Annotated in this window: 19 protein-coding genes; 11 read left to right on the forward strand and 8 right to left on the reverse strand. The window is 56.2% G+C overall.

Annotated features, from left to right (window positions below):
• Window positions 1-7 precede the first annotated feature (7 nt).
• Window positions 8-685, reverse strand: a complete 678-nt coding sequence (locus ACT3RW_RS12980; protein WP_444614016.1) for an NUDIX hydrolase — start codon at window positions 683-685, stop codon at window positions 8-10.
• The gene (gene nth / locus ACT3RW_RS12985; protein ID WP_444614017.1) at window positions 682-1,476 is read right to left on the reverse strand and encodes an endonuclease III; all 795 of its coding nucleotides are present in this window, start codon (window positions 1,474-1,476) and stop codon (window positions 682-684) included. The genes ACT3RW_RS12980 and nth overlap by 4 nt, the downstream gene beginning before the upstream one ends.
• A 175-nt stretch (window positions 1,477-1,651) precedes the next feature.
• On the opposite strand from nth, the gene acs reads away from it, so the two are divergent.
• On the forward strand, window positions 1,652-3,655 hold the full coding sequence (gene acs, locus ACT3RW_RS12990) for an acetate--CoA ligase (protein ID WP_444614018.1): 2,004 nt from the start codon (window positions 1,652-1,654) through the stop codon (window positions 3,653-3,655).
• A gap of 125 nt (window positions 3,656-3,780) precedes the next feature.
• Window positions 3,781-4,233, forward strand: coding sequence for a type II 3-dehydroquinate dehydratase (gene aroQ / locus ACT3RW_RS12995; protein WP_131088914.1), 453 nt, complete (start codon window positions 3,781-3,783; stop codon window positions 4,231-4,233).
• Window positions 4,234-4,246: 13 nt separating this feature from the next.
• Here aroQ and ACT3RW_RS13000 read toward each other — a convergent pair whose 3' ends face one another.
• Window positions 4,247-5,437, reverse strand: a complete 1,191-nt coding sequence (locus ACT3RW_RS13000; RefSeq protein ID WP_262199527.1) for a MarP family serine protease — start codon at window positions 5,435-5,437, stop codon at window positions 4,247-4,249.
• A gap of 204 nt (window positions 5,438-5,641) precedes the next feature.
• On the opposite strand from ACT3RW_RS13000, the gene ACT3RW_RS13005 reads away from it, so the two are divergent.
• Complete coding sequence (locus ACT3RW_RS13005; RefSeq protein WP_131088916.1) at window positions 5,642-6,319, forward strand: Crp/Fnr family transcriptional regulator; 678 nt, start codon at window positions 5,642-5,644, stop codon at window positions 6,317-6,319.
• Between the two features lie 66 nt (window positions 6,320-6,385).
• On the opposite strand, the gene ACT3RW_RS13010 is transcribed toward ACT3RW_RS13005, so the two are convergent.
• From ACT3RW_RS13010 to ACT3RW_RS13020, 3 genes are all read right to left on the reverse strand, one after another.
• Window positions 6,386-7,300, reverse strand: a complete 915-nt coding sequence (locus ACT3RW_RS13010; protein WP_444614649.1) for an NUDIX hydrolase — start codon at window positions 7,298-7,300, stop codon at window positions 6,386-6,388.
• Window positions 7,301-7,361: 61 nt separating this feature from the next.
• Window positions 7,362-7,838, reverse strand: a complete 477-nt coding sequence (locus tag ACT3RW_RS13015) for a RidA family protein (protein WP_131088917.1) — start codon at window positions 7,836-7,838, stop codon at window positions 7,362-7,364.
• A 32-nt stretch (window positions 7,839-7,870) separates the two neighbouring features.
• Entirely contained in the window at window positions 7,871-8,026 is a 156-nt protein-coding gene (locus ACT3RW_RS13020; RefSeq protein ID WP_165477294.1) for a hypothetical protein, read from the reverse strand.
• A gap of 37 nt (window positions 8,027-8,063) precedes the next feature.
• Between ACT3RW_RS13020 and ACT3RW_RS13025 the strand changes: the two genes are divergently transcribed.
• The 4 genes from ACT3RW_RS13025 (at window position 8,064) to ACT3RW_RS13040 (ending at window position 15,491) form a co-directional block, all read left to right on the forward strand.
• The gene (locus ACT3RW_RS13025; RefSeq protein WP_444614019.1) at window positions 8,064-10,601 is read left to right on the forward strand and encodes a transglycosylase domain-containing protein; all 2,538 of its coding nucleotides are present in this window, start codon (window positions 8,064-8,066) and stop codon (window positions 10,599-10,601) included.
• Window positions 10,602-10,734: 133 nt separating this feature from the next.
• Window positions 10,735-11,688, forward strand: a complete 954-nt coding sequence (locus ACT3RW_RS13030; RefSeq protein ID WP_444614020.1) for a metallophosphoesterase — start codon at window positions 10,735-10,737, stop codon at window positions 11,686-11,688.
• A gap of 174 nt (window positions 11,689-11,862) precedes the next feature.
• A complete protein-coding gene (locus ACT3RW_RS13035; RefSeq protein ID WP_444614021.1) occupies window positions 11,863-13,686 on the forward strand; it encodes an ABC transporter ATP-binding protein in 1,824 nt (607 codons plus the stop codon).
• Window positions 13,683-15,491: an ABC transporter ATP-binding protein gene (locus ACT3RW_RS13040; RefSeq protein WP_444614022.1), complete on the forward strand. Its 1,809-nt coding sequence runs from the start codon at window positions 13,683-13,685 to the stop codon at window positions 15,489-15,491. The genes ACT3RW_RS13035 and ACT3RW_RS13040 overlap by 4 nt, the downstream gene beginning before the upstream one ends.
• Window positions 15,492-15,576: 85 nt before the next feature.
• Here the strand turns inward: ACT3RW_RS13040 and ACT3RW_RS13045 are convergent, their stop codons facing one another.
• Both ACT3RW_RS13045 and purD read right to left on the reverse strand, forming a co-directional pair.
• Window positions 15,577-16,482 carry a phosphoribosylaminoimidazolesuccinocarboxamide synthase gene (locus ACT3RW_RS13045; protein ID WP_444614023.1) on the reverse strand — a complete coding sequence of 302 codons (906 nt, stop codon included), beginning with the start codon at window positions 16,480-16,482 and terminating at the stop codon, window positions 15,577-15,579.
• A gap of 14 nt (window positions 16,483-16,496) precedes the next feature.
• Window positions 16,497-17,783 (reverse strand): phosphoribosylamine--glycine ligase, encoded by a 1,287-nt coding sequence (gene purD, locus ACT3RW_RS13050; RefSeq protein WP_444614024.1) that lies wholly within the window; start codon window positions 17,781-17,783, stop codon window positions 16,497-16,499.
• 147 nt (window positions 17,784-17,930) lie between these two features.
• Here purD and ACT3RW_RS13055 point away from each other — a divergent pair, with 147 nt between their 5' ends.
• The 4 genes from ACT3RW_RS13055 to purF all read left to right on the forward strand — a co-directional run bounded on the left by ACT3RW_RS13055 (window position 17,931) and on the right by purF (window position 21,315).
• Window positions 17,931-18,893, forward strand: a complete 963-nt coding sequence (locus tag ACT3RW_RS13055) for an asparaginase (RefSeq protein WP_444614025.1) — start codon at window positions 17,931-17,933, stop codon at window positions 18,891-18,893.
• 79 nt (window positions 18,894-18,972) lie between these two features.
• Entirely contained in the window at window positions 18,973-19,353 is a 381-nt protein-coding gene (locus tag ACT3RW_RS13060; protein WP_444614026.1) for a sterol carrier family protein, read from the forward strand.
• A 52-nt stretch (window positions 19,354-19,405) separates the two neighbouring features.
• Window positions 19,406-19,684 carry a hypothetical protein gene (locus tag ACT3RW_RS13065; protein ID WP_444614027.1) on the forward strand — a complete coding sequence of 93 codons (279 nt, stop codon included), beginning with the start codon at window positions 19,406-19,408 and terminating at the stop codon, window positions 19,682-19,684.
• A 107-nt stretch (window positions 19,685-19,791) separates the two neighbouring features.
• Window positions 19,792-21,315, forward strand: a complete 1,524-nt coding sequence (purF, locus tag ACT3RW_RS13070) for an amidophosphoribosyltransferase (RefSeq protein WP_131088926.1) — start codon at window positions 19,792-19,794, stop codon at window positions 21,313-21,315.
• The last annotated feature ends 17 nt before the right edge of the window (window positions 21,316-21,332 follow it).

Here is a 21,332-nt window from a genome sequence, read left to right on the forward strand (position 1 = left end):
TGAGCCGCTAGTTCATTTGTAGTTCGCGCCGGGTATCCCAGTTTTTGGTCCAGCCCAGATCTGTGAACAGTCGGTCCAAGACGATAGCGGTGAAGCCCCAGATGATCCGTTCACCAAACTGGAAGGCCGGTGAGCTGAATTTCTGTCCTCCGCGCTGAACAACGCCAGTCAGCCGATTTTTTGGATCCAGTAATTCGGCGACCGGTGCACGGAAAACACCAGCGCTCTCGCCAGGATCTACTGCGTGAACTTTGGACTCGGCATGCCACCAACCGATCACCGGGGTGACTAAGAAGTTTGAGACCGGCAGTTCGGTCTCTGCAAGGTTTCCCAACACTTCAATGCCGCTGGTATCTACCCCTGTCTCTTCCCACGCTTCGCGTAACGCAGCACCGGTGGCGCCCGAATCTTCAGGATCAATGCCACCGCCTGGGAAGGCAATCTGTCCAGCATGTTTGCGTAAGGTGGTGGCCCGCTCAACAAAAAGCAGATCCAGATCTCTAGCGCTCGTGTCCTGGGCTAAAGAACCGTCACCGGTGGCGCCAAAAAGAATTAGCACCGCTGCTTTGCGGGCAGGCCCGGCGTCAAGATCAAGTTCAATCCATTCCTTGGGCAGCTTCTGGGCCGCACCAACCTTGGCTTGAATCTTGGCAATAACCTGCTTCAGTTCACTACGTGCGCTCATGCGTCCAATCCATATCCTTGCTCCCGCAGCTGCCGGCGAGTGGCGCCTGCCTGCATCTTTGCCAGCAGGTCTTCGCGCCCCGGTGCGAGCTCATACTTAAGCAACTGTCTAGCCTTGGCGGGTATTTCCTCGCCGATTCCATACGAGGGGCACAAGGAGGCCACCGGGCATACTCCGCAGGCGGGTTTGCGAGCGTGACAGATGCGCCGACCGTGGAAAACTACGCGGTGGCTGAGCATGGTCCAGTCCCGCTTTTCGAAGAGTGCTCCTACCGCGTGTTCCAGCTTGACTGGATCGGTTTCGTCACTCCACCCAAAGCGGTTGGCCAAACGACCAAAGTGGGTATCAACGGTAATTCCAGGCACGCCAAAGGCATTGCCTAGCACCACGTTGGCGGTCTTACGTCCGACTCCGGGAAGCTTGATGAGTTCTTCGAGCTTGGGTGGAACCTGTCCGCTGTGGCGCTCGACCAGTGCCGCGGAAAGCCCCAGTAAGGAATCGGTTTTTGCCCGGAAGAACCCGGTGGACCTAATCAGCGCTTCGATCTCGCTTCGCTCCGCTTGGCTCATTGCCAGCGCATCCGGGAAACGTGCAAAGAGCGCCGGGGTGATCGCGTTGACCCGCACGTCGGTGGTTTGCGCTGAGAGCACCGTCGCCACCAACAACTCGAAGGGGTTTTCAAAGTCGAGTTCCGGGACCGCATAGGGATAGGTCTGCGCCAGCACCCGATTAATTTTGCGCGCTCGACGCTTGAGCCCCAGTTCAGTTTCCAATTTTGGTTTTTTCGCCACGGATAGATCGTGTCATGTGCGGGCCGTGTTTTCACTGTGGGACACCGTGGTTAGTTGCTGTTCATCGCTGTGAGCTGACCGTTGAGCGCAGAAATCACACTCTTTCTCCCTGTTCGAGAACACAATTCACCTCCAAAGCCTTATAAGGATGTAACTTTGATCACAGAGAATATTTATGTTTACACGGAAGGAAACGAAGCCCGTGAGCGATTCAAAAACCCTAGGCAACCTGTCACACGAAGACCGTGCCTTTGCTCCGAGCAAAGAGTTCAGTGACCAAGCCGTAGCCACCTCGGCCAGCTATGAGGCGGCCAACGCTGACCGCCTGCAATATTGGGCTGATCAGGCGCGCAAGGTACTTACCTGGGACACCGATTTCACGCAGACCTTGGACTGGAGTGAAGCACCGGTTTCCAAGTGGTTTGTCGGGGGCAAGCTCAACGCGGCATACAACGCACTGGACCGTCACGTCGAAAACGGTCTGGGCGATCGTGTGGCCATCTACTTTGAAGGCGAACCGGGCGACACCCGCACCTACACCTACGCCCAGCTGACCGAAGAGGTCAAAAAGGCTGCCAACGCTTTTGAATCCTTGGGTGTTGCCAAGGGTGACCGTGTTGCCGTGTACCTGCCGATGATCCCTGAAGCGGTCATCACCATGCTCGCCTGCGCACGCATCGGCGCAATCCACTCAGTGGTCTTCGGTGGATTCTCCGCCGACGCGCTACGCAGCCGCATCGATGACGCGGACGCAAAATTGGTTGTCACCGCCGACGGCACCTGGCGTCGCGGCAAGCCTTCCCCACTGAAGCCTGCCGTGGACGGTGCACTGACTGCTCCGGGCCACACCGTGCAGAACGTCTTGGTCGTTAAGCGCAACGGCGAACCAGTGGAGTTGGGCCCACTGGATAAGTGGTGGCACGAAGTTGTCGACGAGGCCTCCACCGAGCACACCGCGGTGCCACACGATTCCGAGCACCCACTGTTTGTGCTTTACACCTCGGGCACCACCGGCAAGCCAAAGGGCATCGTGCACACCACGGGCGGATTCCTCACCCAGGGTGCGGTCACTCACCGCGATACCTTCGACCTGCATCCAGAAACTGACGTGTACTGGTGCACCGCGGACATTGGCTGGATCACCGGTCACTCCTATGTCACCTATGCGCCGCTGATCAATGGTGCCACCCAGCTGATGTATGAAGGCACCCCGGACACTCCGCACCAGGGCCGCTGGTGGGAACTGGTGGAAAAGTATGGGGTCTCCATTCTTTACACCGCGCCAACCGCTATCCGTACCTTCATGAAGTGGGGTCGTTCCATTCCCGATGGATTTGATCTGTCTTCGCTGCGGGTGCTGGGCTCGGTTGGTGAACCAATCAACCCAGAAGCTTGGATGTGGTACCGCGAGGTCATCGGCACCAACAACGGCAAAAACGGTGAACTCAAAGAAAACCCAACGCCGATCGTGGACACCTGGTGGCAGACCGAAACCGGCGCCCACATGATCGCTCCCCTGCCCGGCGTCACCAATACCAAGCCAGGTTCGGCTCAAGTAGCGGTGCCAGGTATCAGCATTGATGTAGTTGATGAAGCCGGTGAATCGGTCGGCGATGGCGAGGGTGGCTTCTTGGTCATCCGCGAACCGTGGCCATCGATGCTGCGTGGCATCTGGGGCGACATGGACCGCTACAAGGAGACCTACTGGTCCCGCTTCGAGAACATGTACTTTGCCGGCGACGGCGCTAAGAAGGATGAAGACGGTGACATCTGGTTGCTCGGTCGTGTGGATGACGTGATGAACGTGTCCGGACATCGCCTGTCCACCACCGAGATCGAGTCTTCCTTGGTTGCCCACCCATATGTGGCTGAGGCAGCTGTTGTTGGTGCTAAGGATGACACCACCGGTGAAGCTGTAGTTGCCTTTGTCATCTTGCAAACCGAGCCTGCTGAAGGTGAAGACGTTGTGGCTACCTTGCGCAACCACGTTGGTAAGGACATTGGACCGATCGCCAAGCCGAAGCACGTGTTGGTGGTTCCTGAACTACCTAAGACACGTTCAGGCAAGATCATGCGCCGTCTGCTCAAGGACGTGGCTGAAGGTCGTGAAGTTGGCGATGCAACAACTCTCTCGGATTCCACCGTCATGAGTCAGATCGCCCAGTCCATGGGTAAGTAATCCAGAAATATTTCGACGCCACCGCCGTGGAGAACAACAACATTGTTCTCCACGGCGGTGGCGTTTTCTCGTTCATCAATAAAGGTTGGGCAACGAATGCGTGAGGATGTAATAGATTTGAGTCCATGACTGACAACGCATCGCGCACCATCTTGCTACTCAACGGACCAAACCTGAACTTGCTCGGTACTCGCGAACCCAAGATTTACGGACACGACACCTTGGCTGACGTTGAACAGCTGGCCCGCGACACCGCGGCGGCCCACGGATATGAATTGCGCACCTTGCAGTCCAACCATGAGGGTGTACTCATAGATGCGATCCACGAAGCACGCAGCACTGCCGCCGGTATCGTCATGAATCCTGGCGCCTTCACCCACACCTCGGTAGCCATTGCCGACGCACTCAGCGGTGTGGAGCTTCCAACCATCGAGGTGCACATTTCCAACGTGCATCAGCGTGAGGCATTCCGCCACCACTCTTACATCTCACCGGTAGCAAGCTCGATCATTGTGGGAGCCGGCGTTAATGGTTACAAGCTGGCCGTTGAGCAACTGGTGCACCTCCTGAGCAAGTAAACAGTCAACACAGCTAGTTGGCGATGCAGTCCCCGGTGCTCACCGAGGTTCGATTCGAGCCACCAAGCTCCATCGCGTTTTCCATTTCGTCCAGGCTCAGTGCGAAGCCGACCTGATCATCGCTGCGTGACTTAGCGAAGATCAGGCCAACGGCTTCGCCTTCTTCGTCTAGCAGCGGTCCGCCAGAATTACCCTGAGCTACTTGGGCGCTGAGCTGGTAGACCGAGATCCGTCCTGGATCTTCACCGTAGATATTCGCGATAGACACGTTGGCTCGGGAAGCGATGACGGCACTGCGGATTTGCTGCGGACCACCGGCTGGGTAGCCGATGAAGGCTGCGGCGTCGCCGCGAGTGAGCTCATCAGGTGCCAAGTCGATGGCCGGGGTCTGTAAACCTTCGACATAAAGCAAAGCAATATCGGTCTCAGGATCAAAGTAAACGACGTTTCCGCGGTGAACTTCATTACGACCGGTTTCTACTGTTGCTGAGCCCAAGCCTGCGACCACGTGAGCATTTGTCATGACCATTTCTGGTGCCACGACAAACCCGGAGCCGGTTAGGTTCACACCACATTGAACTGCGGTGCCCGAGACTTTGGCAGCTGATTCGGAAGCGGCGCGCTGCAAGTCAGTGGCCTGCCAATTGTGGTCCACCGGCTGATCAACCTGCGGTGCAAACGGATCCAGGAAGGCCGGCAAGGTTTCAGCGATCACTTTAGAACGTGCGCTGGAAATTGCTGAGTTCACAAACTGCGGAGTCGCCGAGCGGATAGCGGTAATCATCCCTGACTTACCAATCTCCATGGATAACTGCGGAATGCCCATGCTGGAGGTGGAAAACGCCAGACCACCAATGATCGTGGCGCTAATGACCACGGAAAGCACACCGCCGGCAAAGCGATCAGCTGAACGCAAAAAATCGACATTCATCCAGTGCCGAATGCGTGTGGCGATAACCCTGCCTAGAGCTTGGCCAAGGATGATCAGCACCGCTGCGGTGGCGACCATCAGCCCAACACGCCACCACGGATTAGTGGCAAAGGTTGAAACCAAGGGGATGGCAAAGAACGCGGCAACACCTCCAAGAATGAGGCCCACCATGTCACCGACGGTTAGAAGAAAACCTCGGCGGAGTCCGATGATGAAAAAGATCAGTAAAACTGCACAGATGACTATGTCGAGCCAGCTGAAAATTCCGAGCACCAAGACTCCAATGCGTTCATTTACTTTGTATTAACCCAAGGTACCCTTAGAAGCTGATGGATTTCTGCGAGCATATCCGCGAGTTTTGACCTGATGAGCGTGACGTTCAACATTTTCTTGGTAAAACCACGTGTGGAAACTGTCACATTGTTACTGAATACGGCACAATGAAGTAAGCGCCTACTACTGTTGACAGGAGATTTAATGGATATCGAGGTACTGCGTCGCGCGCCACTGTTTGCGTCGCTTGGTGATGAAGTATTTACCGCGTTGACCGAAGAATTGACCGAGGTTGATCTGTCTCGCGGTGCATCGGTGTTCCGTGAAGGCGATCAAGGCGACCGTCTGTACTTCATCGTTTCGGGCAAGATTAAGCTGGGTCGCACCTCTTCGGATGGTCGCGAAAACCTGATTGCTGTTCTTGGCCCAGGCGAACTGTTTGGCGAAATGGCCCTATTCGATCCACACCCACGCAACGCTACGGCGACTGCTGTGTCGGAAACCCGACTTGCAGGTCTAAGCCACGAGAACATGCGCAAGGCGATCCTGAACTCCCCTGAGGTCTCGATCCAATTGCTGCAGGCTCTGGCTGCTCGCTTGCGTCGCACCAACGAGTCCCTAGCGGACCTAGTCTTCTCCGACGTTCCTGGCCGTGTTGCCAAGGCTCTGCTGGATTTGGCTGATCGCTTCGGCCGCCCAGCAACTGACGGCATCCTGGTAGCTCACGAGCTAACCCAGGAAGAGCTCGCTCAGCTGGTTGGCGCATCGCGTGAAACCGTAAACAAGGCATTGGCTGAATTTGTACAGCGCGGCTGGCTCCGCCTAGAAGCACGCGCTGTCGTGATTCTAGACATCCAGCGTCTGCGTCAGCGTTCACGCTAAACGCACTTAGTACAAAGGCCGAATATCCGTCATGGATATTCGGCCTTTGTGTTTAACTCTAGTTCTTTAGTGACCGGCCAGAGCCTGCCAAGGTCGCGATGACTCAGCGCTCATTGAGCCGAGCACTTCCAGATAGTGGATTCCATCGCGCACCAGCAAGTCTGGGTGTTTTAGGTCCAAGGCTCTGGACCGCGAAAGGTAAGCCACAACTCCGTTGGCATCCGACATGGCTTCAAGGATCAGCTCCACTGCGGGGTAACTAATCTGCGAAAGATTAAGCCCTACGGTGTTGGGCTGGCCTACAAGGTCCCCTAACGCGGCGCTCTCACGGCCGGCGAGAACTTGTTTGGCAACATTCCAGCGGGCCCATTTTCCTTTGCCACGAAGCAACGTCGGTTCTTGGCGAGTGGGAACGGTGGCCGCGAAGTACCAAGTATCAAATCTGCGCAACGCAAAGTTTGGGCTGAGCCAGTGCGAGACCGGGCGCAACAAATCGGTGCGTAGTCCTAGTCCGCGACGGCGAAGAAATTCATCAAAGGATAAGTCCTGGACCGCGATGGCTTCCCGAGCACTCATCCAGTCATCAGGGTCGGTCATCTCGACAATGGACTGTTCATCGGTGCCGGCTAGTAAGATGCCGGTCTCTTCGAACAGCTCACGGATGGCACAGACAATGTAGGCCTGTACTAATTGCTGATCCAGCACGTCCATGCGCTTGGACCACTGAGAAAGACTTGGGCCGAACCATTGGTAAGTTGCTCGGTCACTGGCCTCGTGGCTACCGCCAGGAAAGGCTACGTTGCCCAACGGTGAGCCGCCTGGCCGATAGGTCAGGTAAGTTTCCACACCGTTCGCGCAATCGTGCACCAGCGCAACAGAGGATGCGCGGCGCGGACTTCGAGGTGTGCGAGAGCCGAAGGCAAACCAATTTTCGGCAGTAGGGATCTGGTGCGGAGGCACATCAAAGATTCGGCGCACCATGCCGCTGCGCGGGCCACAAGGAAAAGCCCTTGCGGTCCGCGCAGCTGGCGACTGAAATGAACTACTCAAATTCAGCGATGACCTCAACCTCGACTGGCGCATCCAGCGGCAGTACGGCGACACCAACGGCCGAACGTGAATGCAGGCCGGCATCTCCCAGGACCGCACCGAAGAATTCGGAGGCTCCGTTGATGACGCCAGGCTGTCCGGTGAACGAAGGATCTGACGACACGAAGCCGACAACCTTCACGATTCGTTTAATGCGATCTAGGTCACCGATCTCAGCCTTGATAGCAGCCAAAGCGTTCAGCGCAGCTACCTGCGCCTGGGCCTTCGCTTCTTCAGCTGAAACTTCCGCCCCAACCTTTCCAACAACTGAGAGTTCACCATTAATCAGTGGAAGCTGACCCGAGGTGTACACGTAGTTGCCGGTAGTTACTGCCGGCAGGTACGCGGCAACTGGTTTCGCTACGCCTGGCAGCGTGTGGCCGAGTTCAGCTAGGCGTGCTTCGACACGCGAAGAAGTGGCTTCTTGCATGGGCTTTGTCTCCTTTAGGAAGTGTTAATTTATTATTCTTTTTCGCGCTTCAGGTAGGCCACTGGCGAGGAGCCGTTGGGACCTGGAACAACAGTTACCAGCTCCCAGCCATCGTCTCCCCACTGGTCCAAAATCTGCTTCGTAGCGTGGATCAAGAGTGGCAAAGTAGCGTATTCCCATTTAGTCATACTGGATACGTTATCGCGTCCTTGTAAACTAATAGGTATGGCAGCCAAGAAGTCCCCCTTTTTTGATACCGCCACCACGTTAGGGAAAGTCGTTGCGTTCTTCGGAATCAGCGCCCTGTGTGGTGTGCTCGCAGCAGGTATGCTCGTACCCGTAGCAGCTATCGCGAAAACCGGTTTGACCACCGGTAACAGCGTCATCAGTGCACTTCCAAGCACCTTTGAGAAGCTCCCAATTTCGGAGCCTTCAAAGATCTTGGACGCGGACGGAAAGACCATTGCGTCCTTCTATCAGCAGAACCGCGAACCGGTGAAACTTGATGACATCTCCACACACATGCAGAAGGCAATCGTGTCGGTGGAAGATGAGCGCTTCTACGAGCACAAGGGTGTCGACCCTCGCGGTATCGCCCGCGCGGTGATCGGCAACCTTACCTCATCGTCCCGTTCCGGTGCTTCCACGCTCACCCAGCAGTATGTAAACAACCTGCTGGTGAACAATCAGGAGCTCACCGGCTCGGAAGAGTCGACCATTTCTGGTCAGAAGGATTACGCCGCGAAGATCCGCGAGCTGAAGTATGCGGTAGCTATTGAAAAGGAAATGTCTAAAGACGAAATCCTTGAAGGCTACCTGAACTTGGTGCTCTTCTCGGGTCGCGAGTACGGCATCCAGGCCGCAGCGCACCGTTTCTACTCGGTTGATGCCAAGGACCTAAACGTTCAGCAGTCAGCCATGCTTGCCGGCATGGTTCAGCTGCCCAACGTTTACAACCCAATCAACAACCCTGAGCGTTCGCTTGACCGCCGTAACAAGGTACTGGGCAACATGTACCGCACCGGCGTCATCACCGAAAAAGAGTACAACGAGGCTGTGAAGTCTGATCTCGAACTCAAGCCAAGTGTTTCCCCTTCGGGTTGCTCCTCGGCCAAGGACAACGCTTACTTCTGTGACTATGTCACCAACCTGATCTTGAGCGATGAAGCTTACGGTAAGACCAAGGAAGACCGCGAAGGTTTGCTCTACCGTGGTGGCTTGACCATCAAGACCACGCTGAACAGCAAGCTGAACGAAAAGGCTGCCAACGACGCTCGCGAGGCGATCGATCCGAACGCCAAGTCCAACAAGGACATTCACTCTTCAGTAGTTTCGGTCCAGCCTGGCACCGGCAACATTCTGACCATGGCTCAGAACACCGAGTACGGTCCAGAGAAGGAAGATACCGGCTCGAGCACGTACTACAACTTCGCTGTTGAGCGCTCCAAGGGTGGTGCCGGTGGTTTCCAGGGTGGTTCCACCATGAAGCCTTACACCACCTTGGGTTGGCTCACTGAGGGTAACCGCATGAACGACACCATCAACGCGAAGAAGCAGGCCTTCCAGCCTGGCACGAAGTTCCGCGCTTCCTGCCTGCCTGGCAGCACCGCGACGGTGGGCACCAAGTGGGAGCCAAAGAACGCTTCAAAGGGCTTCTACCGCCCGATGAGCGTTGATACCGGCTTGTACTGGTCCATTAACACTGCGACCGTTCAGGAAGCCTACCGAACCGATTTGTGCACCATCGCTGACTACACCAAGCGCCTTGGCGTCTTGGATCAGGATGCTGATAATGGTCAGCCAGGTCCAATCAGCCCAGCTAACCCATCGTTCATCATTGGTTCGGCCAACATCACCCCACTGTCGCAGGCAGCAGCATTTGCTACCTTCGCCAACAAGGGCGAGTACTGCAAGCCACGCGCCATCACCGGCGTGACCGATTCAGCTGACAACGAGTACAAGGTCGCTGGCGAATCTTGCTCACAAGAGGTTGATCCAACCTATGTTGCCGATCTTGATAAGACTCTGAAGAAGATCGCTACCAAGCGTGTTTCTAAGGGTGTCGTCGAAGGACCAATCGCTGGTAAGACCGGTACTAACAACTACGCCACCTCGACCTGGTTTGTTGGTTTCACCACCGGCATCTCGACCGCTACGTGGGTAGGCCGTCTGGACGGCAAGGCTTCCACGGGGCAGAACTCGCTGCACGGCGCAATCATCAATGATAAGCAAGCACCTGACATGGTTGACTCCTCCACCTACGCTGCACCGTTGTGGGTCGATTTCATGAAGGATGCAGTCCTTCAGTACGAGCGCAAGGGCTTTGGTAAGCCGGGCAAACGTCCAGCACCTGTAATCCCTTCCACTCCGGAAAGCGCAAAGACCGAAGGCGAGAAGCAGGACGCTGCTGCAGCGGCTGCCGCTGCTAGGGCTCGCGCTGCCGCCGAAGCACAGAAGCGAGCTGCTGCCCAGCAACGAGCAGAAGCTGAAGCTCGACAGCGTGCCGCTGATGCTAAGGAAGCTGCCGAGGATCGGGCCGAAGCTAAGAAGGATGCTGCAGCCAAGAAGAAGGCAGACGAGGCTAAGAAGAAAGCCGACGACGCCAAGAAGAAGGCTGAAGCTAAGAAGGACGCTGCCGAGGCTAAGGCAAAGGCTGAAGCTGCCAAGAAGAAGGCAGCTGCCGAAGCTAAGAAGAAGGCTGAAGAGGCAAGGAAGAAGGCGGCACAGTCGTCTAAACCTAAGCCGCCGAAGTCCACTGATTAGTCCGAATAATAGCTAGCTGCCAAGCAAAGGCCGCGTTCAACTTTGGTTGAACGCGGCCTTTCGGTTTAGATTGGCAATAGCGGACTTCATGAGAAGTAGCCCCCGGGCATGAAAGGACGATGGCAGAAAAGTCATGGTTGAACACAATACATTTGGCGCCGCGCTGCGCCACGCAGCGGGTACAACAGCTCTAGCAGCCGGTGGAGCGTTAGCTCTCGGCACCGCCTTGATTGGCTACGGCATGCTGGAGACCCAGAAGTTTGGACTACGCCGCGAGACCCTGAATGCTCTTCCCCGAGGTGCTACCGACATCAAGGTCCTGCACCTGTCCGACATTCACATGGTTCCGGGCCAAGAGACCAAAATTCAGTGGATCCGTGAACTCGCCGACCTGAAGCCAGACTTCGTAGTGAATACCGGCGATAACCTCAGCCACCGCAAGGGTGTTCCATCTTTGCTCAAGGCATTGGAACCGCTGATGGCGTTCCCGGGAGCTTTTGTTCCTGGCTCCAACTGCTACTACGCGCCCAAGCTGAAAAATCCTTTTAAATACTTCTCCAGCTCCGAGGGCTCCCCTAACCCGTCACCAAAGGACCAGCTGCCTTTTGAAGAAATGCACCGCGCGTTTGGTGCAGCCGGTTGGAGCAACATGTCCAACCGATCCCACTCGACGGTATTGAACGGACTGCGTCTGGATCTGACCGGCGTTGATGATCCGCACATCAACCGCGACCACTTCGCGGGATGGACCCGTGGCTCATCCACCAGCGACCAGGCTCCGCACGTGCGTATCGCACTGACTCACGCCCCCTACCAGCGAGTCTTGGATCAGTTCGCCGAAGCAAAAGCGGACGTTATTTTCGCTGGGCATACACACGGTGGCCAGGTGTGCATCCCTGGCTACGGGGCTTTGGTCTCTAACTGCGATCTGCCAACCTGGCGAGCTCGCGGCCTGAGCGACTGGGAGTACGCAGGCAACACGGTTCCGCTAAATGTCTCGGCCGGTTTGGGCACCTCACGCTTCGCGCCGATCCGCTTTGCTTGCCCACCTGAAGCAATCCTCGTGACGCTGAAAGCACGTAGCTAAACACTAAATGTTGCACTTGAGGTCCCGGTATTTCGCCCTAGCTGGCGAAGTCCCGGGATCTCCTCATTTCCGATGTGAAGCGTTTCTTTCCCAAATTCAGAAATTGATTGAATTCTCCCAACCAGTGACTGTAAGCTGAAGCTCTGTCGAATTTCTGGATGAATACGGGGTACCGTGGCGCAAGCACAAAAGGTCGAGACCAAAGATCCAGTTCCGCTCTCGGCAACGTTGAAGAGACTGTACCCGTTTGTTAAGCCGATTCTTCCTCGGCTTTTCTGCGGATTCCTTTGTGCGCTCGGTGCCGGAATTGTTGCCCTAGCCATCCCCCAGGTGTTGGCGTGGCTGGTGAACTCTGTTTTTCACCGTGATGGTGCCACCTCCGAAGTCTGGATTTCCGTTGCCATCATTGCCGCCCTCGGATTTGTTGAAGCGCTACTGATTTTCCTGCGCCGCCAGTTTGTGCTCAATCCCGCCGCCGGGCTTGAAGCCCAGATGCGCATTCGTTTCTACAAGCACCTTCAACGGCTGCCTGTTGCCTTCCACGAGCGCTGGGGCTCCGGCCAGCTACTCTCCCGCTCCATGTCGGATCTGTCGCTCTTGCGCCGTTGGCTGGCCTTCGGCGCAATGATGTTGGTCGTTGAGACCGTCACTGTGATTACCGGACTCATTCTGATGTTCACTCACTCGTGGATCTTGGGGTTGTTGTACTTGCTTGGCTCTATCCCCATTGCCATCAAGGCTTACCGCTTCCGCAATGAATACCGTGCGGCCAGCCGGCTCAGCCAGGATCAAGCCGGAGACCTTGCCACCGCCGTGGAAGAATCTGTGCACGGTATTCGTGTCATCAAGGCTTTTGGACGCGGTCCACACATCTACGAAGGATTTAATACTCAAGCCAAATCCCTCCAAGAAACCGAAATTGCCAAAGCTAAGACCTTGGCTAGTTTCTTGCTTACTGTGGTCGCGGTGCCAGAAACCATCTTGGGCATTGGCCTGTTCATTGGTATCGCTCAAGTCGCCAATGGAACGCTCAGTGTCGGCGCGCTGGTTGCCTACTTCGCCATCGCCGCAGTGATCGCTGGCCCGGTAGAAGGCATGGGAATGCTCTTGGGCATGACCTTGAGTACCAAGACTGCACTGGACCGGCATTTTGAGGTCATGGACTCGACCAATGACATTGTCTCTGCGGCCAACCCAACCGTCCCTGAAACGCGAGACGGAAGCGTGCAGCTACGTCACGTTCGTTTTGCCTACCCAGATGTAGCCGGAACACGCCGCCCGATCCTTGCCGACATTGATCTAGACATTCGTCCTGGCGAAACGATGGCCTTGGTGGGAATCACCGGTTCAGGCAAATCCACCTTATTGAACTTGATCCCCCGTCTGCACGATGCAATGGCCGGTGAAGTGCTCATCCATGGACAGAACGTCAAGGACTGGGAATTAGATCAGCTACGCACCGAAATTGCCGTGGCTTTTGAAGACACCACATTGTTCTCAAACACCATTCGAGAGAACGTCCTGCTCGGTGCCCCAGAACAACTAAACGAAGAACAACGCGAAGCACTGCTGAGCGAAGCACTAGACGTAGCCCAAGCGCACTTCACCTATGACCTGCCTGCCGGCGTAGATACTCTCATCGGTGAAGAGGGGCTTTCGCTCTCCGGCGGCCAGCGTCAGCGCATCGCGCTAGCACGTGCCATTGCGGCCCGTCCGAGCGTGCTGGTTCTTGATGATCCGCTGTCTGCTTTGGATGTGAGGACAGAAGAGCTGGTGACCGAGAAACTTCGAGAAGTTCTCGCCGGAACCACCACGCTCATCGTGGCTCACCGTCCATCAACGGTGATGCTCGCAGACCGAGTGGCGTTGCTGCGCGATGGACGAATCGACGCGGTGGGCAGTCACACCCACCTGCTGAGCACCAATGAACACTACAGATTTGTCATTGCCAGTTTGGATGATGAAGAACAATCAGCAATTGAGGGAGCCTCCCGATGAGCCAGCCACAAGGCGTCGCCAACGAGGACGCCATCAAACTCAACGCTGCTGATCGTAAGGTAGTACGCCAGCGGTCCTTCCGATTGCTCGGGGCACTGGCTTTGCCGCAGAAAAAGCTTTTTATCCTCACCGTAGTTTTGGTGTTGCTCTCCAATGCAGCACGCGTTCTGCTGCCGGTAATCATTGCCTTTGCTATCGACTGGACGCTACCTCAAGTACGTGAGGGCAACTGGTCAGCCTTGGGCCTTACCGGCGCCGGCTACATTATCTGCGCGATCCTCAGTGGCTTTTTGCTTTCTTGGTACATCAACTCTGCAGCAAAAATTTCGCAGGCTATGCTCTTGGATCTGCGACAGCAAGTGTTCCGTCATACCCAGCGCCTGAGCCTTGAGTTTCACGAGAACTACACCTCCGGTCGCATCATCTCCCGACAGACTTCAGACTTGGAAACTCTGCGAGAGCTGCTTGATCAGGGAGTCTCCGAGCTGGCTTCCTCCTGCGTCTTTGTTATCTTCACGCTGATTTCGATTTTCTTCCTCGACTGGCGCAGTGGATTAGTAGTCTGTGTTGCCGCGATTCCAGTGACCATCTTGTTCTTCTGGTACCAGCGCCGCTCTGAAGTTCTGTACCGCGAATCCCGCGTCGTTTCAGCCAAGGTGATTTCCACCTTTGTCGAAACGATGACCGGCATTCGCGCTGTGAAAGCTTTCCGCCGAGAACGGGCCAACGACGAGAACTACCAAGAAATTGCGGAAAAGTACCGGGATAATTCGGTCCGCTCCTTCAACCTGTTTGGTGTTTTGCAGCCCGGACTGGTGCTCATTGGCAACCTCACTGTGGCCGCTCTCTTAGCCTACGGTGGATTCCGAATCATCTCAGGGACCATGGCCGTCGGTGCCATGGTGGCGATCCTCTTGGCCTCAAAACGGCTCTTTCAGCCTGTAGAACAGATTGCGATGTTCTACTCGTCTCTGCAGTCAGCAACAGCGGCGTTGGAGAAGGTCTCGGGTCCGCTTGAAGAAGAACCAACGGTGCGTGAACCTGCGCAGCCTCAGTCCATCACCACAGTGGCCGGAGATCTTCAGTTCAAGGACGCGGTATTTGGTTATGGCAATGGACCGATCATCATGGACAAATTTGATCTGCACATCCCTGCCGGTCAAACGGTCGCTGTGGTGGGTCAGACCGGTGCAGGAAAATCGACGTTGGCCAAGCTCATCGCCCGCTTCTATGATCTTCGCTCCGGAACGTTGGCACTGGATTCGGTTCCGATCAATGAACTGTCCAACAAAGAGTTACGTCAGCACGTAGTGATGGTGACTCAGGAAGCGTTCCTCTTCTCGGGTTCCGTGGCCGAGAACATTGCTCTAGGCCGCCCTGGCGCATCTTTAAAGGACATTGAGTCGGCGGCTCGCGCAGTTGGAGCTCACGAGTTCATCATGGATCTGCCCGAAGGTTATAACACCGACGTGAACAAGCGCGGTGGCCGTGTCTCCGCTGGCCAGCGCCAGCTGATCTCCTTCGCCCGCGCGTTCTTAGCTGATCCTGCAGTGTTGATACTTGATGAAGCCACCAGCTCCTTGGATATTCCTTCAGAGCGAGCTGTACAGCGCGGATTGCAGACGTTGCTGGGTAACCGTACGGCGCTGATCATTGCGCACCGGCTCTCCACTGTGCAGATCGCTGACCGGGTGTTGGTAGTTCACGATGGAAAGATCACCGAGGACGGTACACCACAGGAGCTCATTGCCAGTCAGGGACGTTTCGCCGCCTTACACAAGGCATGGAAAGACTCATTGGTCTAAGGTCCGCCGACCGACGAATAAACCCCTGCCGGCCCGGAATATCATTCCGGATCGACAGGGGGTTTTATCGTGGAGTGCAACTAGCCTAGGCGCTGAAGCTTAGGCCAGTTAGACGCTCATAGGCTTCAATGTACCGAGCGCGAGTCTTCTCAATAATCTCTTCTGGGAGCTGTGGTGGCTCCTGGTCAGAGTTCTTGTCCCAACCCGATGCGTCGCTGGTCAGCCAGTCGCGGACAAACTGCTTATCAAAGCTCGGCTGCGCCTGACCTGGCTGATAGGCCTCTGCGTCCCAGAAGCGTGATGAATCCGGGGTGAGCACCTCATCACCCAAAGTAACTTCACCGGTAGCTGGGTCAGCCCCAAACTCAACCTTGGTGTCAGCCAAGATGATGCCACGGCCACGAGCGATCTGTTCGGCCTGTTCGTACAACGCAACAGTCTTCTCACGCAGTGCCTCAGCCACGTCGTTGCCAACGCGCTCAACGGTCTGCTCGTAAGTGATGTTCTCGTCGTGCTCCCCCACCTCGGCTTTAGCCGATGGAGTGAACAGTGCAGGGGTCAAACGTGAACCGTCAACCAAGCCATCAGGCAATGGCAGGCTGCATACGGTCTTGGAGACCTTGTACTCAGCTAGCCCTGAACCGGTGAGGTAACCGCGAGCGATGCACTCGATCGGGTACATTTCCAGCTTCTTGCAGACCATGGCTCGTCCGGCCACAGCTTCTGGAACATCGGTGGAGATCACGTGGTTGGCGAAGTCGCTGAGCTGTTCAAACCACCAAAGGCTTAGCTGAGTCAGCACTTTGCCCTTGTCTGGGATCTCGCTGGAAAGTACAAAATCGTAGGCGCTGATGCGGTCCGAAGCAACGACCAGCACGCGGTCGGTGTCCTCGAAGCTCACACCGGCTGGCACGTACAAGTCGCGTACCTTGCCCGAGTAGAAATGGTCCCAACCTTCAAGGTCAAGAACTTCGGTCTTCAATCCTGCCATAACTGCCTAGTCCCTTACTTGCTTTGCTTCGCTACGACGATTTCGCCGCGTTCGGCCTTCAATGCAATGTCGGTGCGTGACTGGGCACCGTTCCAGCTGATCTGTGCAACGCCTGCGTAGGCAGCCTTGCGAGCAGCGCTCAGGTCATCGCCTAGACCAACCACTGCCAGCACACGTCCGCCAGCAACAATGACATTGCCTTGGGCATCCGCGGAGGTTCCGGCATGCATCACATGCACGTTTTCCAGTGCGTTGGCAGCGTCAAGGCCGGAAATTACCGCACCCTTCACCGGGGTGTCAGGGTAATTCTCTGCCGCGATAACTACGTCTACTGCGGTCTTGGACGACCAGTTCAACTGCTCATCATCATCAAGCTGACCCTTGGCGGCGGCCAACAAAATGCCACCAAGTGGAGTCTTGAGGCGTGCAAGCACCGCCTGAGTTTCAGGGTCACCAAAACGAGCATTAAATTCAATGACTCGAATACCACGCTTGGTCAGCGCCAAACCGCAGTAGAGCACACCGGTAAAGGCAGTGCCACGCTTTTCCATCTCACGCAGAGTTGGGTAAGCGACTCGGTCCATAACCTCGTTGACGAAGTTCTCTGGAAGCCACTCAAGTGGTGAGTAGGCACCCATGCCACCGGTATTTGGGCCTTCGTCATTATCGAAGATGCGCTTAAAATCTTGGGCTGGCGACAGTGGAACGGCATGCTTGCCATCGCAAATAACAAAAAGTGAAACTTCTGGGCCATCAAGGAATTCTTCAATGACTACAGTGCCGCCGGCTGCGAAGCAGGCTTCAGCGTGCTCAAGGGCCTCATCACGGTCAGAGGTGACAACAACACCCTTGCCTGCGGCTAGTCCATCATCCTTGACCACGTAAGGTGCGCCGAAGTCGTCTAATGCGTTGGCGGCTTCCTCACGGTTGGTCGCCACATGAGCCATCGCGGTTGGAACTTCAGCCGCGGCCATCACGTTCTTGGCGAATGCTTTGGAAGCCTCCAGCTGGGCTGCGGCTTTGGTTGGGCCGAAGACCGGGATTCCCGCCTCAATGAGTGCGTCGGAAACGCCTGCTGCCAATGGCGCTTCGGGTCCAACAACGACCAGATCGCTAGCTAGCTCGCGGGCCAGCGCCAACACTGATGCTGGATCTTGTGCATCGATCTGATGGGTGGTGACGTCCTGTGCGATACCGGCATTACCGGGTGCACAATGAACTTCTTTGATGTAGGGGTCTGCACTGAGTGCTCGGACAATTGCATGCTCGCGGCCACCTGGGCCAATAACCAGTACCTTCACCCCGCCGAGTTTACCGGAGAAGTTGGGAGCTGATGCTGTCTATGACTTCCCCAGATCCTCTGAATTTGGACGCAGGATCACCCTGCTGCACGCCGTTGAGCATTGGTGCGCACAGTTCGCGAATAAACTGGGCAGATGGATGGATCAGTGGATATTTCCGATTGTGCGCAGCTGGTGCAGGTGCGACGTAATGGCGCGGTGGAATCTAGACACTACGGTGTAGCCGTGGTGCTCGGAGAAAACGGATCCTCGTTGCTGGCTCTCGGTAACCCAGAGGCGCTGATCTTTCCGCGTTCTGCACTCAAGCCCTTCCAAGCAATCGCTTCCTTGCGCTGCGGTGCACAACTAACTGAGGAACAGGTAGCTCTGACCTGCGCTAGCCACGTGGGCAGCTTTGCGCATCAGCAGCTTGCCTTACAGATTTTGGAATCAGCTGGACTGAGTACCGATGATTTGCAGTGCCCCGAAGCGTGGCCCGTAGATTCAGCGACTCGCACGCAGATGACCATTGAGCATCTGTCCAAGTCGCGCTTGACGTTCAACTGTTCGGGAAAACATGCAGGGTTCCTGAATGCAGCCAAGTCCCTAGGCGCTGACACCGACACGTACTTGGATCCGGCCCATCCTGTGCAGCAAACAGCTCACCGTGTCTTTGAAGAGTTCTGCGGCCCGGTGGCACGCACCGGCGTAGATGGCTGCGGCGCCCCAGCAGTGCAAATGTCCCTGCTCAGTCTGGCCCGCGGTTTCCATCACTTGCTCGCTACTTCAGATCCAGATGCTCAACGAGCCGTTACTGCCATGCTCCACCATCCCTGGGCGGTGAGGGGCGAAGGACAAGCAAATACCGAAGTCATCAAACACGCTGGTGTCATCGCTAAGTTAGGTGCCGAAGGAGTGCTGGCCATGACCGCTCCCAACGGGGTCACCGTGGCGATAAAAATGCTTGATGGCTCTTCGCGAGGAACCGATCTGTTGGCTCTGTCATTACTGCACAAGTTCTCGGCCATAGATGAAAATAGCTATCGCAAATTGCACCAGCAACTTCAGCCGCCGGCCACCACAGTTGGTGCCCAAGCAGCTGATCTACAGTTAGCTGGGACCGATTTTTAGTGATCAACTTCCACCCGGGACGACTCCCCCGGCAAATATGACAGTTTTACGTCATCGAAACAAAGAGATGAGATAGGTCATGGCAATCAAGCGTCGCGTTGATGAAACCGCTGGACGCTCGGCAGTGCGCGAGTGGGCTCAAACCGAGCCAGGACAAGCAAAAATATCCCGTCCTGTCCTCGCTATGGCGGTTCGCTACCTGCTGGAAGAATTAGCCTCTCGTGCCGAGGGAAATTCCGTTGAAGTACGCGTACCACCCTTCGGTGTGACTCAGTGCATAGCAGGGCCCAGGCACACCCGTGGAACACCGCCCAATGTAGTCGAAATGCCTGCTGAACTCTGGCTTTTGTTAGCTACCGGGCGAACGTCTTGGAGTGAAGCACAGCAAACTGGCCAGTTGCACGCCTCTGGACTTAGGGCAGACTTGTCCGCGCACCTACCACTTATTGAGTACCCTTAAGGGTATGGAGCAACACCCCGCTACCCCGAGATCTGCAGAGCAAAGTGTCGAAGTGCAAATTCACTCGGCGCCCAAATTCTGGCCATTCATCTTGACCTTTGTCGTACTTGGTGCGCTAATCGGTCTGGTCACAGGTTTGCTCGGCGAACCTTCGCAGGAGTACACCCGCGCTTCAGCCTCCGGATTCTTCGCGATGTTCGGTGCTGGACTCGGTGCAGGTATCGGAGCATTGGTGTACGTGATCATTGATCGCTTCACGTCAAAAAAATCCACTAAGCATCTGGCAGTTCCTCTGGCCGAGGACACTGACTCCAGGGGACAACAAGGCTAGGCAGCTTTTCCCTTCCACTGAAGAGCGGGCGGCCGCGCACCTGGCCGCCACCAACCACACACAAACGGTCGGTGTCGACCAAACCAGAACATGAGAGAATAACTGACATGGCGCGTGGCGACGGATTCTTAAATCACGACCTGCTTCCAGGCGAGAAGGGGCCGCAGGACGAATGCGGCGTTTTCGGCGTTTGGGCTCCGGGCGAAGAGGTTGCAAAGCTGACCTATTACGGTCTGTATGCATTGCAACACCGCGGGCAGGAGTCAGCTGGCATTGCGACCAGCGACGGTGCACGCATCAATGTCTACAAGGACATGGGCCTGGTCTCGCAGGTATTCGACGAGAACACCTTGAACTCCATGAGCGGACAGCTGGCTGTTGGCCACTGCCGTTACTCCACCACCGGCGCCAGCCACTGGGCTAACGCCCAGCCAACTTTGGGTCCAACCCAGACCGGCACAGTTGCTTTGGCGCACAACGGTAACCTGACTAACTCCGCTGACTTGGCTGACATGGTTGTTGCCAAGCAGCAGGCAGATGGTGGCAAGGTCCGCGGCGAAATCGCTCAGGGCAATACCACCGACACCGCTTTGGTCACCGCTCTTTTGTCCGGGACCGAGGGACAGTCGCTGGAAGAAACCGCGCTGGAACTACTGCCTAAAATCGAAGGCGCCTTCTGCTTTGTCTTCATGAACGAAGACACCCTCTACGCAGCTCGCGATCCACACGGTGTACGCCCACTGGTATTGGGCCGATTGAACCGCGGTTGGGTTGTTGCCTCCGAGCAGCCAGCCTTGGCTACCGTAGGTGCCTCGTTCATCCGCGAAATCGAGCCAGGCGAAATGATCGCCATCGATGAGAATGGTGTTCGCTCCACCCGCTTTGCCGAGGCTACCCCCAAGGGTTGCGTTTTTGAGTACGTTTACCTCGCCCGCCCTGACGCTTCCATCGCTGGACGTTCGGTCTACGAGTCCCGCGTAGAAATGGGTCGCCAGCTGGCCCGCGAAAACAGCGCGGATGCAGATATCGTGATCCCAGTTCCGGAATCTGGTACCCCCGCAGCCATTGGTTACGCCGAAGAATCTGGCATTCCATTCACCCATGGTTTTGTGAAGAACGCCTACGTTGGCCGTACCTTCATTCAGCCTTCGCAGACCCTTCGCCAGCTGGGCATCAAGCTAAAGCTCAACGCCTTGGAAACCGTCTTGCGCGGTAAGCGCGTGGTGGTAGTGGATGACTCGATCGTTCGTGGCAACACCCAGCGTGCGGTAGTTCGTATGCTGCGTGAAGCTGGAGCTTCCGAGGTGCATGTGAAGATTTCTTCGCCTCCGGTGAAGTGGCCTTGCTTCTACGGCATCGATTTCGCCTCCCGCGCAGAACTGATTGCCAATGGTGCAGCAGTGGATCAGATCGCTACCTCCATTGGTGCTGACTCGCTGGCCTATATCTCTGAAGACGGCATGATCGAAGCCACCATGCAGCCACGCGAGCGTCTGTGCACCGCGTGCTTCACCGGTGACTACCCGATCGCGCTTCCGCAGGAAGAACGTCGGGGAAAGAATCTGCTTGAGCGTGCTAACCAGCCTGGTTGCGAGCCCGGCCCAGATTCCGAATTCGAAAACATCAGCTAAGTACCCGGGACCTCCCC

Origin of the sequence: Glutamicibacter sp. AOP5-A2-18 (genome assembly GCF_052446055.1) — a bacterium.
Classification (GTDB): Bacteria; Actinomycetota; Actinomycetes; order Actinomycetales; family Micrococcaceae; genus Glutamicibacter.